General features: G+C 47.2%; 17 protein-coding genes. 2 read left to right on the plus strand and 15 right to left on the minus strand.

What is annotated here, in order from left to right; all coding sequences use genetic code 11:
• Positions 1-86 precede the first annotated feature (86 nt).
• The 15 genes from H9I52_RS12220 to H9I52_RS12290 form a co-directional block, all read right to left on the minus strand.
• A complete protein-coding gene (locus H9I52_RS12220; protein ID WP_187454121.1) occupies positions 87-641 on the minus strand; it encodes a DUF420 domain-containing protein in 555 nt (184 codons plus the stop codon).
• The gene (locus H9I52_RS12225) at positions 616-1,290 is read right to left on the minus strand and encodes an SCO family protein (RefSeq protein WP_187454122.1); all 675 of its coding nucleotides are present in this window, start codon (positions 1,288-1,290) and stop codon (positions 616-618) included. The genes H9I52_RS12220 and H9I52_RS12225 overlap by 26 nt, the downstream gene beginning before the upstream one ends.
• A 3-nt stretch (positions 1,291-1,293) precedes the next feature.
• Entirely contained in the window at positions 1,294-1,635 is a 342-nt protein-coding gene (locus H9I52_RS12230) for a cytochrome C oxidase subunit IV family protein (RefSeq protein ID WP_139516297.1), read from the minus strand.
• Positions 1,636-1,726: 91 nt separating this feature from the next.
• Complete coding sequence (locus H9I52_RS12235; protein WP_139516296.1) at positions 1,727-2,500, minus strand: cytochrome c oxidase subunit 3; 774 nt, start codon at positions 2,498-2,500, stop codon at positions 1,727-1,729.
• Between the two features lie 22 nt (positions 2,501-2,522).
• Positions 2,523-3,110: a heme-copper oxidase subunit III gene (locus H9I52_RS12240; protein ID WP_139516295.1), complete on the minus strand. Its 588-nt coding sequence runs from the start codon at positions 3,108-3,110 to the stop codon at positions 2,523-2,525.
• 9 nt (positions 3,111-3,119) lie between these two features.
• Entirely contained in the window at positions 3,120-3,971 is an 852-nt protein-coding gene (gene cyoE, locus H9I52_RS12245; protein ID WP_187454781.1) for a heme o synthase, read from the minus strand.
• Positions 3,972-4,023: 52 nt separating this feature from the next.
• Positions 4,024-5,103 carry a COX15/CtaA family protein gene (locus H9I52_RS12250; RefSeq protein ID WP_187454123.1) on the minus strand — a complete coding sequence of 360 codons (1,080 nt, stop codon included), beginning with the start codon at positions 5,101-5,103 and terminating at the stop codon, positions 4,024-4,026.
• Positions 5,104-5,277: 174 nt separating this feature from the next.
• Positions 5,278-7,137, minus strand: coding sequence for a cbb3-type cytochrome c oxidase subunit I (locus H9I52_RS12255; RefSeq protein WP_222940498.1), 1,860 nt, complete (start codon positions 7,135-7,137; stop codon positions 5,278-5,280).
• A 23-nt stretch (positions 7,138-7,160) separates the two neighbouring features.
• Entirely contained in the window at positions 7,161-8,237 is a 1,077-nt protein-coding gene (locus H9I52_RS12260) for a cytochrome c oxidase subunit II (protein WP_187454124.1), read from the minus strand.
• A gap of 38 nt (positions 8,238-8,275) precedes the next feature.
• Positions 8,276-9,586 carry a quinol:cytochrome C oxidoreductase gene (locus H9I52_RS12265; RefSeq protein WP_262386057.1) on the minus strand — a complete coding sequence of 437 codons (1,311 nt, stop codon included), beginning with the start codon at positions 9,584-9,586 and terminating at the stop codon, positions 8,276-8,278.
• Between the two features lie 6 nt (positions 9,587-9,592).
• Positions 9,593-10,315: a c-type cytochrome gene (locus H9I52_RS12270; RefSeq protein ID WP_139516291.1), complete on the minus strand. Its 723-nt coding sequence runs from the start codon at positions 10,313-10,315 to the stop codon at positions 9,593-9,595.
• Positions 10,315-10,842, minus strand: a complete 528-nt coding sequence (locus tag H9I52_RS12275; protein ID WP_187454125.1) for a DUF3341 domain-containing protein — start codon at positions 10,840-10,842, stop codon at positions 10,315-10,317. The genes H9I52_RS12270 and H9I52_RS12275 overlap by 1 nt, the downstream gene beginning before the upstream one ends.
• The gene (nrfD, locus tag H9I52_RS12280) at positions 10,835-12,292 is read right to left on the minus strand and encodes an NrfD/PsrC family molybdoenzyme membrane anchor subunit (protein ID WP_262386058.1); all 1,458 of its coding nucleotides are present in this window, start codon (positions 12,290-12,292) and stop codon (positions 10,835-10,837) included. The genes H9I52_RS12275 and nrfD overlap by 8 nt, the downstream gene beginning before the upstream one ends.
• Positions 12,293-12,357: 65 nt before the next feature.
• A complete protein-coding gene (locus tag H9I52_RS12285; RefSeq protein WP_187454126.1) occupies positions 12,358-15,399 on the minus strand; it encodes a TAT-variant-translocated molybdopterin oxidoreductase in 3,042 nt (1,013 codons plus the stop codon).
• Between the two features lie 101 nt (positions 15,400-15,500).
• A complete protein-coding gene (locus H9I52_RS12290) occupies positions 15,501-16,847 on the minus strand; it encodes a cytochrome c3 family protein (protein ID WP_187454127.1) in 1,347 nt (448 codons plus the stop codon).
• Positions 16,848-17,297: 450 nt separating this feature from the next.
• Between H9I52_RS12290 and rpsF the strand changes: the two genes are divergently transcribed.
• Positions 17,298-17,675, plus strand: coding sequence for a 30S ribosomal protein S6 (gene rpsF / locus H9I52_RS12295; RefSeq protein ID WP_139516287.1), 378 nt, complete (start codon positions 17,298-17,300; stop codon positions 17,673-17,675).
• Between the two features lie 4 nt (positions 17,676-17,679).
• Complete coding sequence (gene rpsR, locus H9I52_RS12300; RefSeq protein WP_139516286.1) at positions 17,680-17,931, plus strand: 30S ribosomal protein S18; 252 nt, start codon at positions 17,680-17,682, stop codon at positions 17,929-17,931.
• Position 17,932: the final 1 nt, after the last annotated feature.

Below are 17,932 nucleotides of genomic sequence, written 5' to 3' on the forward strand. Positions count from 1 at the left end.
ATGCTCAACAACAGCAGCAAGAACCCGGATGCAAAAACCTTTTTCATATTTATCTAACAGCCTGAATTCAACAAAGTTTCCTGGGCTTACACGTAGTAAGGCGCAATCATCAGGTAAACTACCACGCCCGTCACCGATACATACAGCCACACGGGGAAAGTCCAGCGGGCAATCCTGCGGTGCTTTGCAAACTGCTGTGTTAGAGCAAAATACAAAGTAAACAACACTAAGCCAACCGTGACAGCAGCAAGCAAAATGTGCGTAATCAGGATGAAATAATAAACCGTTCTGATGAAGCCTTCCCCACCGAATTTGGTGACAATGCCTTGGGAGTGGTACGCCACATAGGAAACCAGAAAAATTGATCCCAAGATGAAGGCAATCCCCATCATCGCACGGTGCTTAGCAACCTCTTTGCGGCGGATGAAATAATATCCTAAGAGGAGGAAAACTGCTGTCAGCGAATTTAAGACGGCATTGACAGCCGGCAGCATTTTAACTTCAGCGCCCGGAATCCGAAATGCTCCCGGCCAAAAATACAAGACAGCTACTGCAAGCGGTATTACGGCCGCCAGCGCCCCCATGATGACTTTGTACTTCGTCTGCTTGCCCGGATCAAGTACCGGATTTGTTGTGGTCATAGGTATAAAGCAGGATGCTGATTTCGGTGATGAGCCGCTCGATCTCCCGTGTGTCAGTACCATCATAGATTCCTCGGACATGTTTGTCGCGGTCTACGAGGAATAACTGCTGACTGTGCACCAGCCCAGGCGCTTCTCCCGTGGGAGGCGGCAAGCGAAACTCTCGCGTAGCTAACTGGTAGATCGCTGATTTGTTGCCAGTAAGAAAATACCACTTACCGGCAATAGCGCCGTACTGCTCTGCGTAGCGCTCCAGCACAGCAGCAGAATCATGTGCCGGATCAACGGTGTACGAAACCAACTTTACACGTGGTTCGTGCCGAAACTTTTCCTGAACCCGCGCCAACTGGTTGTTCATCTGGGGGCAGGCGCCTGCGCAGGTTGTGTAGAAAAAGCTGGCAACGTACAGGCTGCCGTTCAGGTCTTTCTGCGTAATCGTGCGGCCCGATTGCGATTGCAGGCTAAAGTCGGCCACTTGATGGAAAACAGTATCGCGCTTCCACTTCTCCCCTATCTGCGTTGAATCAACACGATCGGGCAGGTAAGTGCGAAGCGCGAAACTGTTGGAACCAAAGCTCTTCAGAAACAGAAAGGCTAAGACTGGCACCAAAAGGATGAGGCCCAAAACCAACGTTTGTTTGGGCCTCATCGATTATTGAAATGCGTTATGAATTACCTCACCGAGGTAAGAGCCTTCCGTAATCAGGGCAACAAGCAGCCAGATCAACAGGGCCATCGGAATCAAAATCGTCCAGATAAGCCCTTTGGTTTCATGCTTTAAGTGCATGAATTCTCCAACGATGAAGAAGGCTTTAAAAATCGTAAGGATGATGAAAATGCTGTTGCGGAGGGTGCTTGCGTGCATCGTGAACACGAAAACGAACTCCAAAGCAGTGATACCGACCAATACGAAGAAGGTTTTCCAGATCCAAGCTGTTACCGGCTTTGGAATTTCCCCTACCTGCGTGGGCTGATTAGATGCGTGCTGAGCCATTTAGTGAATGGTTAAAATATTCTAAAGTCAACTCGCTGCTTATCAGATAATTACCTAATAAAAGGCCATTATCTGATAAGCAGTCTGACAATTAAACGAGGTAAAAGAAAGTGAACACGAACACCCAAACCAGATCTACAAAGTGCCAGTAAAGGCCGATTTTCTCGATCATTTCGTAGTGGCCACGTTTTTCGAAGGTACCATTGGTGGTGGCGATGAAAGCCCAAACTAACAAGCACACCCCGCTGAAAACGTGGGTACCATGGAAGCCTGTAATAAAGAAGAAAAGGTCGGCAAAGAGTACGGGACCGTATTGGTTCATGGCTAGGTTAGCGCCATGGAAGACAGTACCATCAGCCATGCGAGTACCTTCTTCTGTCCCGCCGATAAAGTGCGACCACTCCCATGCTTGCGAACTCAAGAAAGTTGCCCCAAAAAGGATGGTCCACAGTAACCATTTCTGCACATCGCGCTTGTCCATGCGGTGTCCTGCTTCCACGGCTAGTACCATGGTTACGGAGCTGAAGATGAGGATCATCGTCATCAAGGCCACGAAGGCTAGCGGCAAGTTTACACCGTGGAACCCAGGAAAAGCATTGAATACCTTATCCGGAATGGGCCAGTAAGCGCTGGAAAACTTGAATGCTTCTTCCTCACCTGTAAACGCCATGTGGCGGTGACGGATAAGGCCATAAGTGGTTAGGAATGCTGCGAACGTGAAAGCATCCGACAGCAGAAAGAACCACATCATGAGCTTGCCGTAGCTTGCTTTGAACGGTTCGTTTCCCCCGTCCCATGTGCCGGTGCGCGGCTTTTCAAGCGTAGCGGTCGAGTGGACAGTCTGTGTCGTGGAAGTGGTGGACATAGCGTGCAGGTAAAAACGAAATCTAGTTGTTCAAAAGTAGGAACAAATACAGGTACAACCAAAGCGCGCTGAGGTAGTGCCAGTAAATGGTGGCGTTACCAATGGAAAGCATTTGCCGGGAATGCACTTCAAAGCGCAAGCTCTTCCGCAACACAATCCATAAGAAAATCAGGCCGGTAATAAGGTGAAAGGCGTGTACGCCCGTCAGCACGTATACGAAGGAGCCCGAAGGATTAGCATCGACACCACCAAAAAAAATCTTGTTTTCTACCAACTGTCCCCACACGTGCCACTGCCCGTATAGGAACACAATACCCAGTAGCAAGGCCAGCCCTACTCCTAGCTGAACTTGCTTGATGTTATCACGACGCGCGGCCAAGTAGCCCCATTGCATTGCAACAGAACTCAGGATAATTACGACAGTATTAAGTAGCAGGGTATTGGGCAGAGCAAACTCTAGCCAGTTTCCTTCTTCACGTCGCACAATATAGGCGCTGGTGTAGGCAGCAAAAATCATGAAGATGCTGATCATCAGCAAGAACAGCAGCAGCCGCGCGGGATGCGTGGCAATGGCTGGTTCTTTATCTTTCAAAATGTCAGGTGTATTCATACTGAATAGTTACAGTTTATCAAACACCAGCGCGATCTGAACGATCGGCAGGTAAAGGAATGAGCCAAACATGATGCGCATAGCAGCTTTTTTAGTGCAGGTACGCATCAAATAGAAAGTCTGCATCAAAAACAACACGCCACAGACCACCGCAATCAATGCCGAAGTTTTGCCAGTCATCCCAAACTGTAAAGGCAACAAACTCAGCGGGATTAGCAGCAATGTGTACGTCATGATCTGGAATGCAGTACGCAAATCGCGCCCGCCAGGTGTAGGCAGCATTTTGAAGCCAGCCTTCTTATAATCCTCATCTAAAACCCACGCGATAGCCCAAAAGTGCGGGAATTGCCACATAAACTGAATCCCAAAAAGAATCCAGGCCTCTACTCCCAGCACTCCTGTTGCGGCCACCCATCCAATCAAGGGAGGCATCCCGCCTGGGATGGCTCCTACTGCAACGCAGACAGGAGAAATGGTCTTTAAGGGGGTGTAAATGAACCCGTAAAGAATTAACGATAACAGCGACAAAGCAGCCGTCAGAGGGTTAAAAAAGTATCCTAGCAGCAGTAAACCAAACGCGCCCAACAAAACGGCATACACCCAAGCCTCGGTTGTACTGAGAACTCCCATCGGCAACGGACGTTTGGCCGTGCGCTTCATGAGCTTGTCGAGATCGATCTCATGAATCTGGTTGATAGTATTGGCAGAGCCGGTAACGGCGAGGCCACCCAACAACACCAATAAGGCCCGGCCCCAATTCAACTCGTGTGCTCCTAGTAAGTACCCGATTGCACTCGAAAAAGAGACAGTCAGGGACAACCGGAATTTCAGCAACTGAAAATAAGCCTTCGCTTTAGTCATCAATACGGAAAACAAAACTCCCGAAGGATCGGGTCCAAACGGGGCCGCAAAGTTACGCAACAACGGTCGGATAAGTCTTCTTTGCATCCGATTTCACCTGCTGGCGATAAGTGATGATCGTTAAAAACTGGATGCCGAATATCAACGTCGCGACGGTGAGATGAACAGGTTGCACTAAGGGCGGCAAAGAAAAGGCTGCCAGCGTCACACCTGCAACGATCTCTAATCCAAGCAGAGCTAATCCTGTGGTTGCGTATTGATGCAGCTTTTTTGAAGGCTGTAAGTAGAGCTTGTAAGCAACATATACATTGACAAACAACAAGAAAGCAGAGAAAGTACGGTGGAATCGAAAAATACTACCTAACTCCTCAATCCAGTGCTCGCGGTTGATATAGTTGTTCGTAAATGACACTATATCAACTTGTTCCCGCACCTGAGTTCCGAGTACAATCTGAAGAAAGGTTAGCAGTGTAGCTAGCCATAGCCAAGGCATCAGACCAGCAGTTACTGTACCAGGGCTGTCCTGCACATATTCTCGCTGCGACCTGCTGACAGCATAAATTAGCATGGCAACAATAAGCAATGCCAAACCCATATGTATGGTGACCATTATAGGCAGCAAATTGGTCGAAACCACTAATGAACCCAACCAGCCTTGGACACCAGTTAACAGGAAGGACCAAAATGAAAGCCAGAATACTTTTCTGTCGATTCGCCAATAGGGCAATGCAAAAAGCACAGTCAGAAACACTAGTACACCAATTAGTGCTCCTACTAGCCGATTAACATATTCGATCCAAGTTTTAATTGGGTTGAAATCGGTTTCGATGTATTGGTTGGGGTGAGAAAAGATATCACCTGCTACCTGCCTGAAGCCTAACCTCTCCAAGGTAGCAGCAAGCTTTTTGTTCTTCTCTACCCGCTTAGCAGTATATACTTCTTTGTAATTAGCCGGCAACTGGCTGATTTGAGTAGGCGGCACCCATGCCCCGAAGCACTTTGGCCAGTCGGGACATCCCATTCCCGAACCAGTACTTCTTACTACACCACCAACAAGTATTAATACATAAACTGCTATTACTGTGGCAATTGCAATAAAACGAAAGCGTTTTACGAATGAATGTCTTTCCATTATCGTTCGTTACTTCATGCTGGTATAACAACAAGCTTCAGCAGTCATTTGCTCAAAAAAAAAGGAAATCCTGTCTGGCACCGCCAGCAGAAGATTTCCTTTTAGTCTCTTAAAAGCTGAGAGGCCGCTATGTACATAGCGGCCTCTTGTTGCTAACAAACCGCAGGTTGCGGTTTATTCCATATCACGCTCGTAAGGCAAATTCGATGACTGCGTTTGCGAGTATGGTACGTTTTGCGGAATAAAATCTTCTGCAGCACCTGGCTTACTGTAATCGTAAGGCCAGCGGTATACTGAAGGAATAGCACCAGGCCAGTTACCGTGCCCAGGTACAACGGGAGTAGTCCACTCCAAAGTCGAGGAGCGCCATGGGTTTTGAGTAGCACGACGACCGCGGAAGATGCTATAGAAGAAGTTGAAGATGAATACAAACTGACCAAAGAATGCCAGAATCGCAGAGATTGAGATAAACTTGTTCAGATCAGCAAATTGGCTAAAGGCATCAAAGTTCGTCCAAGCATAATAGCGCCGTGGGAACCCAGCGATGCCAACGTAGTGCATTGGCAAGAACACCAAATAAACACCCAAGAAAGTAAGCCAGAAGTGTACATAACCTAGCTTCTCATCCATCATGCGACCGAACATCTTCGGGAACCAATGGTAAACTCCAGCAAAAAGGCCAAAGAATGCGGAACTGCCCATCACTAAGTGAAAGTGAGCTACCACAAAATATGTGTTGTGCATCTGGATATCCAGCGCAGCATTACCAAGAATAATACCGGTTAAGCCACCAGAGATAAACAGAGAAACAAAGCCAATCGAGAATAGCATAGCCGTGGTAAAGCGGATATTACCTCTCCACAACGTGGCAATCCAGTTGAAAGTCTTCACTGCGGAAGGCACAGCAATAATGAGTGTTAAGAACATGAATACCGATCCTAAAAAAGGGTTCATTCCCGTCACAAACATATGGTGAGCCCATACCACGAAAGACAACAAAGAGATGCCAATCAAAGAGCCAATCATAGCGCGGTAGCCAAAGATTGGTTTGCGAGCATTGGTGGCTAATATCTCTGATACCATACCCATTGCCGGCATGATCACGATATAAACTTCAGGGTGACCTAAGAACCAGAATAAATGCTGGAAGAGGATTGGGCTACCACCAGTATGATTCAGCGCTTGTCCAGCAATGTATATGTCGGACAGGAAGAAACTTGTACCGAAGCTACGGTCAAAAATCAGGAGCAGTGCAGCCGAAAACAATACGGGGAAAGCAAGCAATCCAAGTACTGCTGTCAGGAAGAACGCCCAGATAGTTAAAGGCAACTTCGACATGGACATACCACGGGTACGCAGGTTAATGACCGTAGTGATATAGTTAACGCCGCCCAAGAGCTGAGAAACGATAAACAACGCCATACTTACCAGCCACATAGTCATACCAGCTCCCGAGCCAGGTATAGCCTGAGGCAAAGCGCTTAGCGGGGGATAAATTGTCCAACCAGCTGATGCAGGTCCAGTCTCTAAAAACAGGGATAAAAACATGATCATGCTGGATATAAAGAAAAACCAGTATGAAAGCATGTTCATAAAACCCGATGCCATATCCCTTGCGCCTACCTGCAACGGAATCAGGAAGTTAGAGAAGGTGCCTGACAAACCTGCGGTTAGCACGAAAAACACCATAATAGTGCCGTGCATGGTTACAAGAGCTAGGTAAAACTCGGGGTTGAGTTTTCCGGCTTCTACCCATTTACCTAATACAGGAGTCAACCACTCCATTGTGGCTTCAGGCCAACCTAATTGAACGCGGAACAAGCTCGAAAGAGTACCGCCAATAATTGCCCAGAAGATACCGGTAATTAGGAACTGTTTAGCGATCACTTTGTGATCCTGACTGAACACATATTTAGTCAGGAAACTTTGCTCGTGATGCTCGTCGTGATGAAGATGCTCATCATGCTCGGTATGTGGCTCAGTTGCCCCAATGCCACCTTGCACTTGAGAATTAGTTGGAATATTAGCAGCCATAAGGAGCGTGCGTTAAAATATGATTACAACGAAGCCTTAGCAGCAACGGGGACTACAGCTGCTGCGGCTGGAGTAGCTTCTTGATTAACAGGTTTGTTTGCCTTCTGTTTAAAGCTAGCAAGCACATCAGGATTTTGCTCTGAAAACGACTTTTGCTGAGCGTACCAAGCCACATAATCTTCTGGCTCGTCAACTACAATGTTCATTTTCATTGCAAAATGACCGCGACCGCAAATTTGGTTACATGCTAATTCGTAATTGAACTTCGGATTGCCAAGTTCAGACCGCATCTCGTCCGTAGTTTTAGTTGGTGTGAACCAAAACTTTGTTGGCATCCCTGGAACTGCATACATCTGTACTCTAAAATGAGGCATGTATACAGCGTGCAAAACGTCGCGTGAGCGAATTTTCAGCAAAACTGGATGCCCCTTCGGCACATGGATTTCTCCTGATGTGAATACGTAGTCGTCAAGTGAGCTCTTATCATTCAAATCAAGCCCAAACTCATTGGTGGCGTCAATCAAGCGATAGTTTACTACACCTAGCTTCATATCGCGGCCAGGGTAGCGCAACAACCAGTTGAACTGTTTGCCCATTATCTCTACTACAACAGAATCTTTGGGTGCAGGACCGGTGATCTTGGTCCATTCCTTCCATCCGGCGAAAATCAAACCAGCCATAACAATAGCTGGGATAACTGTCCAGATGATCTCAATCTTGTTGTTGTGGGGAAAAAAGAAAGCCCGACGGCCATCTTTATGTTGGTATTTGTAGGAATATAAGAACAGCAACGCTTGCGTCAGGACGAATACAATGCCAATAACAATCATTGTTGTCCAAAACAATCGCTCCATCTCATGTCCATGCACCGAAGCAATTGGGGGGTTCATTTTGCCGAAGTTGTCAGCAAAAGACCAAGCAAAAGCAGCGCCCCCTACTACCAAAAAGACAACCATTAGAATGGCGTTCACACGGTTGCTTACACCAATATCACGTGTGAAGCTGCCTGAAAATATGGACGTTAGAATCTGGAGGCGGAACAACAGGCCAAAAACGACCAGTAGCAACACCAATACCAGAAGAATACCAAGTGCAATCATGAGAAAACGTTAGAAAGTCAGGCCGAACAACGGTGATACTAGGTCGTGTGATGTACGCTCTCGTCCAAGAAAGGATGATGAACAGGAACCAAGGAAGCTTGAGACAAACGCTTTGTAAGAAGTAACAGAAAGCTTCCTAGGAAAACCATCGCTGTCCCTATCTCAATGATAAACCCATTGTTCTCCTGCATAGTTGCAGGCATCAGCATTAAATAAAAGTCTGACCAATGCCCAATTAAGATGGCAATGCTAACGATCTTCAACATGATCATTTGCCGTTTTGCATCCCGGGTCATAAGCACCAAAAATGGGAAAGCGAAATTGATGATCAAGTTGAAGAAGAATATCCAAGTGTACTGACCGTTGAAGCCACCTAAGCGTTGGTTGTAATAAACTGACTCTTCAGGCAAGTTGGCATACCAAATCAGCATGAACTGAGAAAACCAAACGTAGGTCCAGAAGATGCTGAAGCCAAACATGAATTTGCCTAAGTCGTGCAGATGGCTTGCATTTATAAACCGCAGATAACCAGCCTGTTTCAAGTAGATCACTATCAAAGTAGTAGCTGCGATACCAGAAACCCACCAACTAGCAAATACATACCAGCCAAACATCGTTGAAAACCAGTGTACGTCAACAGACATTACCCAGTCCCAAGCAGACATTGACGATGAAACTGCGAATAGAACCAAGAATAGGGCAGCTACATTGATGCTCTTATGGAAGTATTCCGTTCCACCATTCAAATCTTCAGCTAGAGATAAGTCGCGCAATCGTTTGGTAAAATATGCCCAGATAGCAATGTATATCACCATCCGAATCAAATAGAAAGGCATATTCAAAAAACCTGACTTACCGGCAATGATTTCATCATAGTTAGCAGACTTGGGGTCCATTATACCTGGCATCGTCCAGTGAAAGAGGTCATGGTTGATATTCCCTATGAAGAAAATTATCACCATAAGAATGCCTCCTGGTATTACCCAAGCACTTAGTGCTTCATTAACCCGTTTGATTAAGACGGACCAACCAGCGTAGGCTACATATTGAATTGCCATGAACACTGTGCCAACCACCGATACACCGGTAAAAAACACATTGTTGTGCCATAGGCTCACTATAAAGCGCTTAAGCCAGATAGGACTACCATGATGTTCTGCACCAGCATGACCAGCGGCTTCATGACCGGCTGCATGATGTTCTGCACCGATTCCCATCGCGGCCATGATCAGACCTAATACAAGCAGTATCGCTCCTGCTACGATGATGTATATGAACTTTTTGCGAGCGTTCGGCGAATCCTCAAGATATTCAGCCGTGGCGCTTTCGTGATGCGTCAGAGTTGCCATAGGGAATTATTCCGCCGTTCCGTTTCTTGCTTTGTCACCTTGACCCGGAGTTTCCGAGCCTTTGTCAGCCTGTGCATTTAGTACAGGTTTTTGTGTAGCCCGATCTGTGAGCTGCGTCGAATCCTGTTTCGTTTGTACAAGCTTAGATAGACCGTCTGGCCCCTCTCCACGCTGAAGTACGCGCACATACATGGCAATCTTCCAACGCTCTTGGGGATTGACAATCGAGCCATGTGGCATCATTCTGTTGCGTCCCCATTGAATGACATGATAAATGTGCGCGTCATTCATGGTTTTATAATTCCCTGTAGAATAGTTCGGTACACCCTTAAACTTAATTCCTACAGGCCCTTGACCATCACCTTGTTCTCCATGACAATGAGAACAGATTCTGGTGTAAAGTACTTTCCCTTCCTCTAGATTTTCCTTTGTATAAGCGTAAGGATTCTTTAGAGTACGCTCCGCAATAACTACACTGTCTTTGGGAACGTGAGAATAGTAATTGAGTTTACCACGAGCTATGGTACCCACTACAGGCACACGCTCATTTATACCCATTGGATTAATAGTGTTTGTATTTACCTGCCTCAACGGCTCGTACGGGATTGATTCGTACATCTGTGGAGCATATTCCAAGCCGGTGTCATCAGCATGGTTACAAGCTGTAGTCAGCACTGAGGCAAACAGGATAACCGACGCTTGCAGACCTAATTTCAGCGAATGCGTCATTATTTCTGGGTCATTTCTTTTTCATTCACCTCTGATGCGCCATTACTGCGCAACAGTTGGGTCAATTGACCAAAATCCGTTTTGCCATCTTGTAACTCAATGGCTACTACAAACTTATCGTCTGTAGAGCGCACATCCATCACGTTCACTTTGGGTTTAGGATACATCTTCGTAATGATGAAGAATGTAATGGCCATACCATGACAAGTGAACAGAACAGTTAGCTCGAAGGAAACCGGGATAAAAGCAGGCAAAGCAATGTGTGGCTTACCACCGATAATCATAGGCCAATCGAAGCCTAGCATATAAATCTGAAGCCACAATGCAAAGGACAAACCGCAAAGACCATAGAAGAAAGCAGCAATGGGCAAACGCGACCTCTCAATGCCTAATGCGTCATCAATTCCGTGGACAGGGAAGGGTGAAAAAACGTCATGAATTTTTACACCCGCTGCGCGGATATTTTCAATTGCGTGCAACAGCACGTCTTCGTCATCGAAGATGCCGAGGGCGAAGCGCTTAGTCATGCTTATTGTAATTTACAGGAGCGGAAGCAGGAACTCCGATGGTGGCAGGTTGATGAGTCGAGGTGTGATGCTCGTGATGGCCAGTGTAGGTAGGCCCATTGTCAACTGTGTATTTGCGGATCGTTTTAACCTCTGCCATGTTGATAACTGGGAAGAATTTAGCGAAGAGCAAAAACAGAGTAAAGAATAAGCCTAGCGTTCCAACGTAGATACCAATATCAATGATAGAAGGCGAGAACATTGCCCATGAAGACGGCAAATAATCACGGTGAAGAGAGGTAACAATGATCACGAAGCGCTCGAACCACATTCCAATGTTCACAATGATCGACAATACGAATGTCAGAGGGATGCTATACCGTACACGCCGAATCCATACCAACTGTGGAGTGATAACGTTGCAAGTCATCATCGACCAGTAAGCCCACCAATAAGGACCTGTTGCACGGTTGATGAACGCATATTGCTCGAACTCAACCTGCGAATACCATGCGATGAAAAACTCTGTGATGTATGCTACACCAACAATTGAGCCCGTGATCATCATGATTTTGTTCATCAAAGCAATGTGCTCCAATGTGATGTAGTCCTCCAGCTTAAACACGACACGCGTAATAAGCATCAGGGTAAGCACCATTGCAAAACCTGAGAAAATAGCACCTGCTACAAAGTATGGCGGGAAGATTGTAGTATGCCAACCCGGTACAACTGAGGTAGCAAAATCCATAGATACAATGGTGTGCACCGAAAGTACCAAAGGAGTTGAAACACCTGCCAGAATCAGCGAAACTGTTTCATAGCGCGACCAGGCCTTGGCGGAACCACGCCAGTTCATGCTCAGCATTGCATATGCAACTTTGGCAATTGGACCTTTGGCACGGTCGCGAATGGTAGCAAAGTCAGGAATCAGACCTATGTACCAGAAAACTAGCGATACAGAGAAATATGTCGAGATAGCAAATACGTCCCATAGCAGAGGGGAATTGAAATTCACCCATAATGAGCCGAATGTGTTCTGTAATGGAAAAACCCAGTAGGCTAGCCAAGGACGCCCCATGTGCAGAACAGGGAACATTGCCGCACATATTACCGCAAAAATGGTCATCGCTTCTGCAGCTCGGTTGATTGAACTCCGCCATTTTTGACGAAACAAGAGCAAGACAGCAGAGATCAGCGTACCAGCGTGACCAATACCTACCCACCATACAAAGTTGGTGATGTCCCAAGCCCATCCTACTGTTTTATTCAAGCCCCATTCTCCGATGCCGAACCACAAGGTCCGGTAAACAGAATACAGGAATATACCGAGGAAGAAGAGCGCCACGCTTAAGGCTGCCATCCACCGAACATTCGGCTTCGCTTCTACCTGGCGGCACACATCTTGCGTGATGTCATGGTACGTTTTCCCCCCGGTAACGAGCGGCTCCCGTACAGGTGATACGTGCTGCATAATCTTTAACTTAAAGGAGTGGTGGAAAGGCCGAATGTATTTCGGCCTCGCCTAATTCTCAGATTCTAAGCGTTACGAACCTCTTCGACGTTACGAATTTTGGTGAGATAAGTGATGTTTGGCTGCACATTTATTGCGTCCAAAACATGGAACCCACGCTCACCATCTTCACGACGAGTAATCTGCGAGACCCGCGAGTTAGGATCACGCAAATCACCAAATACGATTGCTTGAGTTGGGCAGGATTGAGCACATGCTGTTACAACCTCACCATCTTTTGGACGGCGCTTTTGCTTTTTAGCTTCCAGCTTACCTAGTTGAATACGCTGTACGCAGAAGCTGCATTTCTCCATTACACCTCGTGCCCGGACAGTGACATCTGGATTCAGAACCATCCGTCCCAAGTCTGTAAACATGTGGCCGTTTACATTCTCGAACTTCTCATTAGAGTAGTAAGAGAACCAATTAAAGCGGCGAACCTTATAAGGGCAGTTGTTGGCACAGTAGCGCGTACCCACACAACGGTTATAGGTCATTTGGTTTAGACCTTCCGAACTATGAGTAGTTGCTAGTACAGGACATACCGTTTCGCAAGGAGCATGATTGCAATGCTGGCATAGCATCGGTTGGTAGATGACCGAAGGATTTTCCGACGGATCTTCCATAGCACGGTACGTTGCTAGCTTACCTTTGGTCTCAAACTCATCTTTGTGGTGGTCGGAGCTATAGTAACGGTCGATACGCAGCCAGTGCATCTCACGACGGTTAATAACCTCCTGCTTACCTACTACAGCTACGTTGTTTTCAACCTGGCAGCCCAATACACAAGCTCCACAGCCTATGCAAGAGTTGAGGTCAATAACCATTCCCCAATGATGGTTCTTATACTCGTAGTCTTGCCACAAGGAAACCTTATTAGGTTTCTCCAAACCATCTGGAGTGGCAACTTTATCGTATTCAGTTACTTCTTTAGGATTCCTAATGTATTGGGCCAGCGTAGACTCCTGCACCACAGGCTTACGATCCATGATCGTGTGGTGCGTTTGCGTTTGAGCAATAGGCGAACGTGCGTCGGTTTTCTCTAAAGTAACGTTGGTAAAATACCCTATCGCATTGTTGCGAATTACCGCTAATGGATAAGTGTTAGCGCCTACTCCATCTCCTACCCGACCAGCTTTTTCGCGGCCATAGCCAATAGCAATGCTTACAGACCCTTTGGGCTGCCCTGGTTGAACAAGCACCGGCAATTCTATCGACTTGCCATTAGCTGTAACCTTTAGCACATCACCTTGCTCCCACTTGTTGGCAATAGCCATATCTCGTGGAACAGCTACGTAATTACCCCACGTTGCTTTGGAAATAGGATCAGGTAACTCCTGCAGCCAAGGATTGTTGGCATCAGCGCGGCTACCAGTACCCACACTAACTTTCTCGTACAGAGCCAGTTCTACACCAGACCCTTTTGGCGCTGAAGTAATCGCTGAGATTGCCTGATCAACGCTGTAAGGATTGGCTGTTGGAGCAGCGGCAGCTGGCAACATTGAACCTAATGCAACTCCATCATGAACAGCTTTGTCCCAAGCCTTCTGGAAATCTCCACTCAACACACCACGCCAATTAGCACGCAGGTAGTTATAGTAGCTTTGGGGGTTGCCTGCCCAAGTCAATAAGCTATCTTGAGCTTGGCGAGTGGCAAAAAGAGGTGAGATAACTGGTTGAGCTAAGCTTAAATAGCCTCGCTTAGGCTCATAGTCATTCCAAGACTCGAGGTAATTGTGGTCAGGACAAGCATAGTAGCACAATGAGCCGGTTTCATCTAGGCGGTCATTGAAAGAAATGCTAACAGGAACCTTTGCAATACCCGTTTTGACTTTGTCCGCGAGCGGGTGGTTGTAAGCTGGGTTGGCATGATAGAAAATCACAGCCCCCACAGTTCCAGCGTTCATATCGTTGATGAGACGCAGCATCTTGGCGTCATCTCCCTGACGAACCAAAGACGGCTTCGTCAAATCAATGCTAGTCCCTACGTTCCCAAGAGCTTGGTTAATAGCTGCTACAAGCGTCTGAACTGCCAAGTCATTGGAACCTGAGACCACTAGGCTTTTGCCACGCGCGGCTTTCAACTCCGCGGCTGCCTTCTTCAGCTGAGGGCTGTTGAAGGAAGAGGTAGCTCCACCTCCAACAACTTCATTATAAAGCGCAAGTGCAACAGCACCCATCTCAGAAGGCTTAACCGGAACGCGTACGTCAGCGTTGGCGCCCGTCAGCGAAAAATAAGGCTCAAACTGGAAGTGGCGCGACATGCTGCGCTTCTCGCTTGATACCTTGCGGTTAGTGATGTATTGCGGAGCAAATTCGATTGGTGAAAGCCAAGTTCCGAGGAAGTCAGCACCCAAGCTAACAATGACATCAGCCTTGCTGAAATCATAGGCAGGTAATACGCCGCCATTAGCCTGTAACAAAGCAGAACTCGAATTGGCATCATACATCACATGTTCCGTGTTTGGATAACGTGATGCAAACTCCGCAATGACCTTCTTAGTGGAAGGGCTAATTATGGTCGGAGACACAATAGCGATGCGGCCGGTCACGGAAGCAAGCTTTGTGCGGATCTCTTGGTCGACACGATCAGTATCAGCCTTTTGCTTATTGATAGCAAAATGCTGCAGGCGGCCACTATCATAAAGATCCAGCACCGAAGCTTGGGCCCGTGCTGAGAGGCCACCCCGGGTAATAGGAGATTCGGGGTTACCTTCTAACTTAATAGGACGGCCCTCGCGAGTCTTTACTAAAACGCTGTTATAATCCGCCCCGTTAAAATAAGTAGAAGCATACCAGTTTGCAATGCCTGGATCGACTTCTTCCGGCTTATTTAGGTATGGAATAGCTTTTCTTACGGGCGTTTCGCAGCTGGCTAGGGTTGCAGCTGCAAGGCCAAAGCCCATTAGCTTAAGGAAGTCGCGGCGAGGGGCTACCGTGGCGTCGGAAGAGCCATGAGCTTCTTTCACCGGCAGAAAGTCCGCAAACTCCGTAAGCGCGGTCTTTACAAACTCTGGTGAGTTCTCCAGTTCCTCAATTCCCTTCCAGTACTTAGGCGACTCTTGCATCGTGTGGGGTATTGTGGTATTCGGTATTGGGGTTTTTATGAGATATGGGGCACAGAAAGGGTTTTAGACTTCAGCCTAAAACCCCATCCCCAAAACCTTTCTTAATAGTGGCACTTCGAGCACTCAGTACCGCCATTCGACGACACTGTGAACGGAACGCCATTGTTTGATGCGTTATGTAGCTTTACGAGATTGTCGTAATAGCCATTGCCCTTCGTGTTGAGAGGCGTTTCACGGTGGCAGTTGATGCACCAACCCATAGTAAGGGCCGAATATTGGTACACAACTTCCATGTTCTGAATCGGGCCGTGGCAGGTCTGGCACTCAATGCCACCCACTTGAGTGTGCTGAGAGTGGTTGAAATAGGCCAAGTCAGGCAAGTTGTGAATACGCACCCATTGAATAGGCTGCTTACGCTCGATTGCCCGGTAGATCTTTTTGATTTCCGGCGACTCTGTCTTGATCTGCGAATGGCAGTTCATGCAGATGTTGGCCGAAGGAATGTTAGCGCTCTTGCTCTTGTATACGCTGGTATGGCAGTAAGAACAGTTAATCTGGTTTTCACCGGCGTGGAGCTTATGCGAAAAAGCGATCGGCTGGGTCGGCTGGTAACCTTGTGATAAGCCGATGGCCATTACTCCTTGTACAGATTCATAAAGTACAACCAGTACGAAAACAACTCCGGCAATCCAGCGCACGGCTGGAGCTTTGTAGAGTTTAGAAAAATCGAAGCGTTGCTCCAGAACTTCTACATCGCGACCGTCCAAATCTTTGCGGCCGCGCAGTACGTCCTTCATGATGTTGGCGATGATAACCAACGTTACCACCAGCACAATCAGAACTACCACTAATACAATCAGCAGAATATCAACGTATTGGCCAGCTCCTGCAGTTGCATCAGCACCGCCACCGTCGGTTTTACCATCAACTTTGGATTGGTTATCAGTTGTAACTCCTCCCGCAGTTTGAGCACTTCCTTTACCTTCTTCTGAAGTGATGTAAGAAACGATTGAGGTAATCTCGGCGTCAGAAAGCTGGAAGCTAGGCATTTGCTGCTTCTGGTACTGATTGAACAGCTTTACCGCATATTCATCGCCGCTGGCTACTACTTTGCTGGAGTTCTTTACCCAAGGCAGAATCCATGACATTGGTCGGCGTTTCGTGATACCACCTAAGGCAGGGCCTACTACCACTTCGTTTACAGCGTGGCATTGGGCACAGTTACCTTTAAATAAGGCATCGCCAGCTGAGATTGCAGCGGCATCACCAGTGGTAGCACCAGCAGCGGCAGCCGGAGCGGCGGCAGCAGTAGCGCCTGGGGTAACACCTTCTTTGCTTACGGCAGGAGCCGCGCCTACTTGTTGCGCTGATGTATTACCAACGGCGGCAAAAGTTAGAAAGAGAGCAAAAAAGAGGTGAGATAGAGGACGAAGTCGGATGCTATTCATAGCACAAAGTGACTGGGAAAAAGAAACGCAGGGGTGCTTCAAGGCCACAAATGTAGGTCGGGAATCGCAGGAAACAAAAGCGGCTTTTCTAATTTTTGCCAAAGCTCAACTTGATTAAAGCCTTCAAAAACCCACTCCATCTGTGCCTTATTATATATATAGACAGTGAAGTGGAACTTGTAAAAGTCCAAACTCCATTTCAAAACCTGTCAAGCAATGTTCTTGGCCTTCAAGGTTCCAACTGCTTCTAAGCTCCAAAGGTTTTGCTTTTTAACTGGTAAATGTCGTACTGACTCATTTGAGCTTATGAAGCCCTAAGTGTATACTTCAAAGCTTGGGCAGACCACTTACAAAAGCAAATTATTTAGCGAGAATCAGTGCAGATTCTCTGTGGTTTAGCTACCTTTGCGAGCTCATTTTATTTCAACCATTTATTTCAACCCCGTCGTAATGGAAGTAAGAAATTACGAGACGGTCTTCATTTTGACTCCCGTTCTGAACGAGAGCCAAGTGCAAGAGACGGTCGAGAAGTTCTCGCAGGTGCTTAAGGAAAATAGCGCCGACATCATCAACACTGAAGCTTGGGGCCTAAAGAAATTGGCTTACCCGATTCAGAAAAAATCTACTGGTTACTATTTCCTCGTGGAGTTCACGGGTGCCGGTAACATTGTAGATACGCTTGAGTTGGCCTTCCGCCGCGACGAGCGTGTAATTCGGTTCTTGACCACTGTACTGGACAAGCACGCTGTATCATACAATCAGCGTCGTCGCAACGGTGAAATGAACCAGCAGAAAACCAAAAAAGAATCGGAAGCCGTAGCCCAATAAAACCATGAGCCTAGCCAACGAGAAAATCCACAAGCAGGATACCCGTACCAAATACTGCCGCTTCAAAAAGGCTGGCATTAAGTACGTGGATTACAAAGATCCGAACTTCCTGCTGAAATTTGTAAACGAGCAGGGCCGCATTCTGCCCCGTCGTATTACCGGCACAAGCCTGAAATTCCAGCGCAAAGTAGCTCAAGCCGTGGCCAAAGCCCGTCACTTGGCACTGATGCCCTACGTAACCGATTCGCTGAAGTAAC

The sequence above is a fragment of the Hymenobacter sp. BT491 genome (genome assembly GCF_014349165.1).
In the GTDB taxonomy this organism is placed as follows: domain Bacteria; phylum Bacteroidota; class Bacteroidia; order Cytophagales; family Hymenobacteraceae; genus Hymenobacter; species Hymenobacter jejuensis.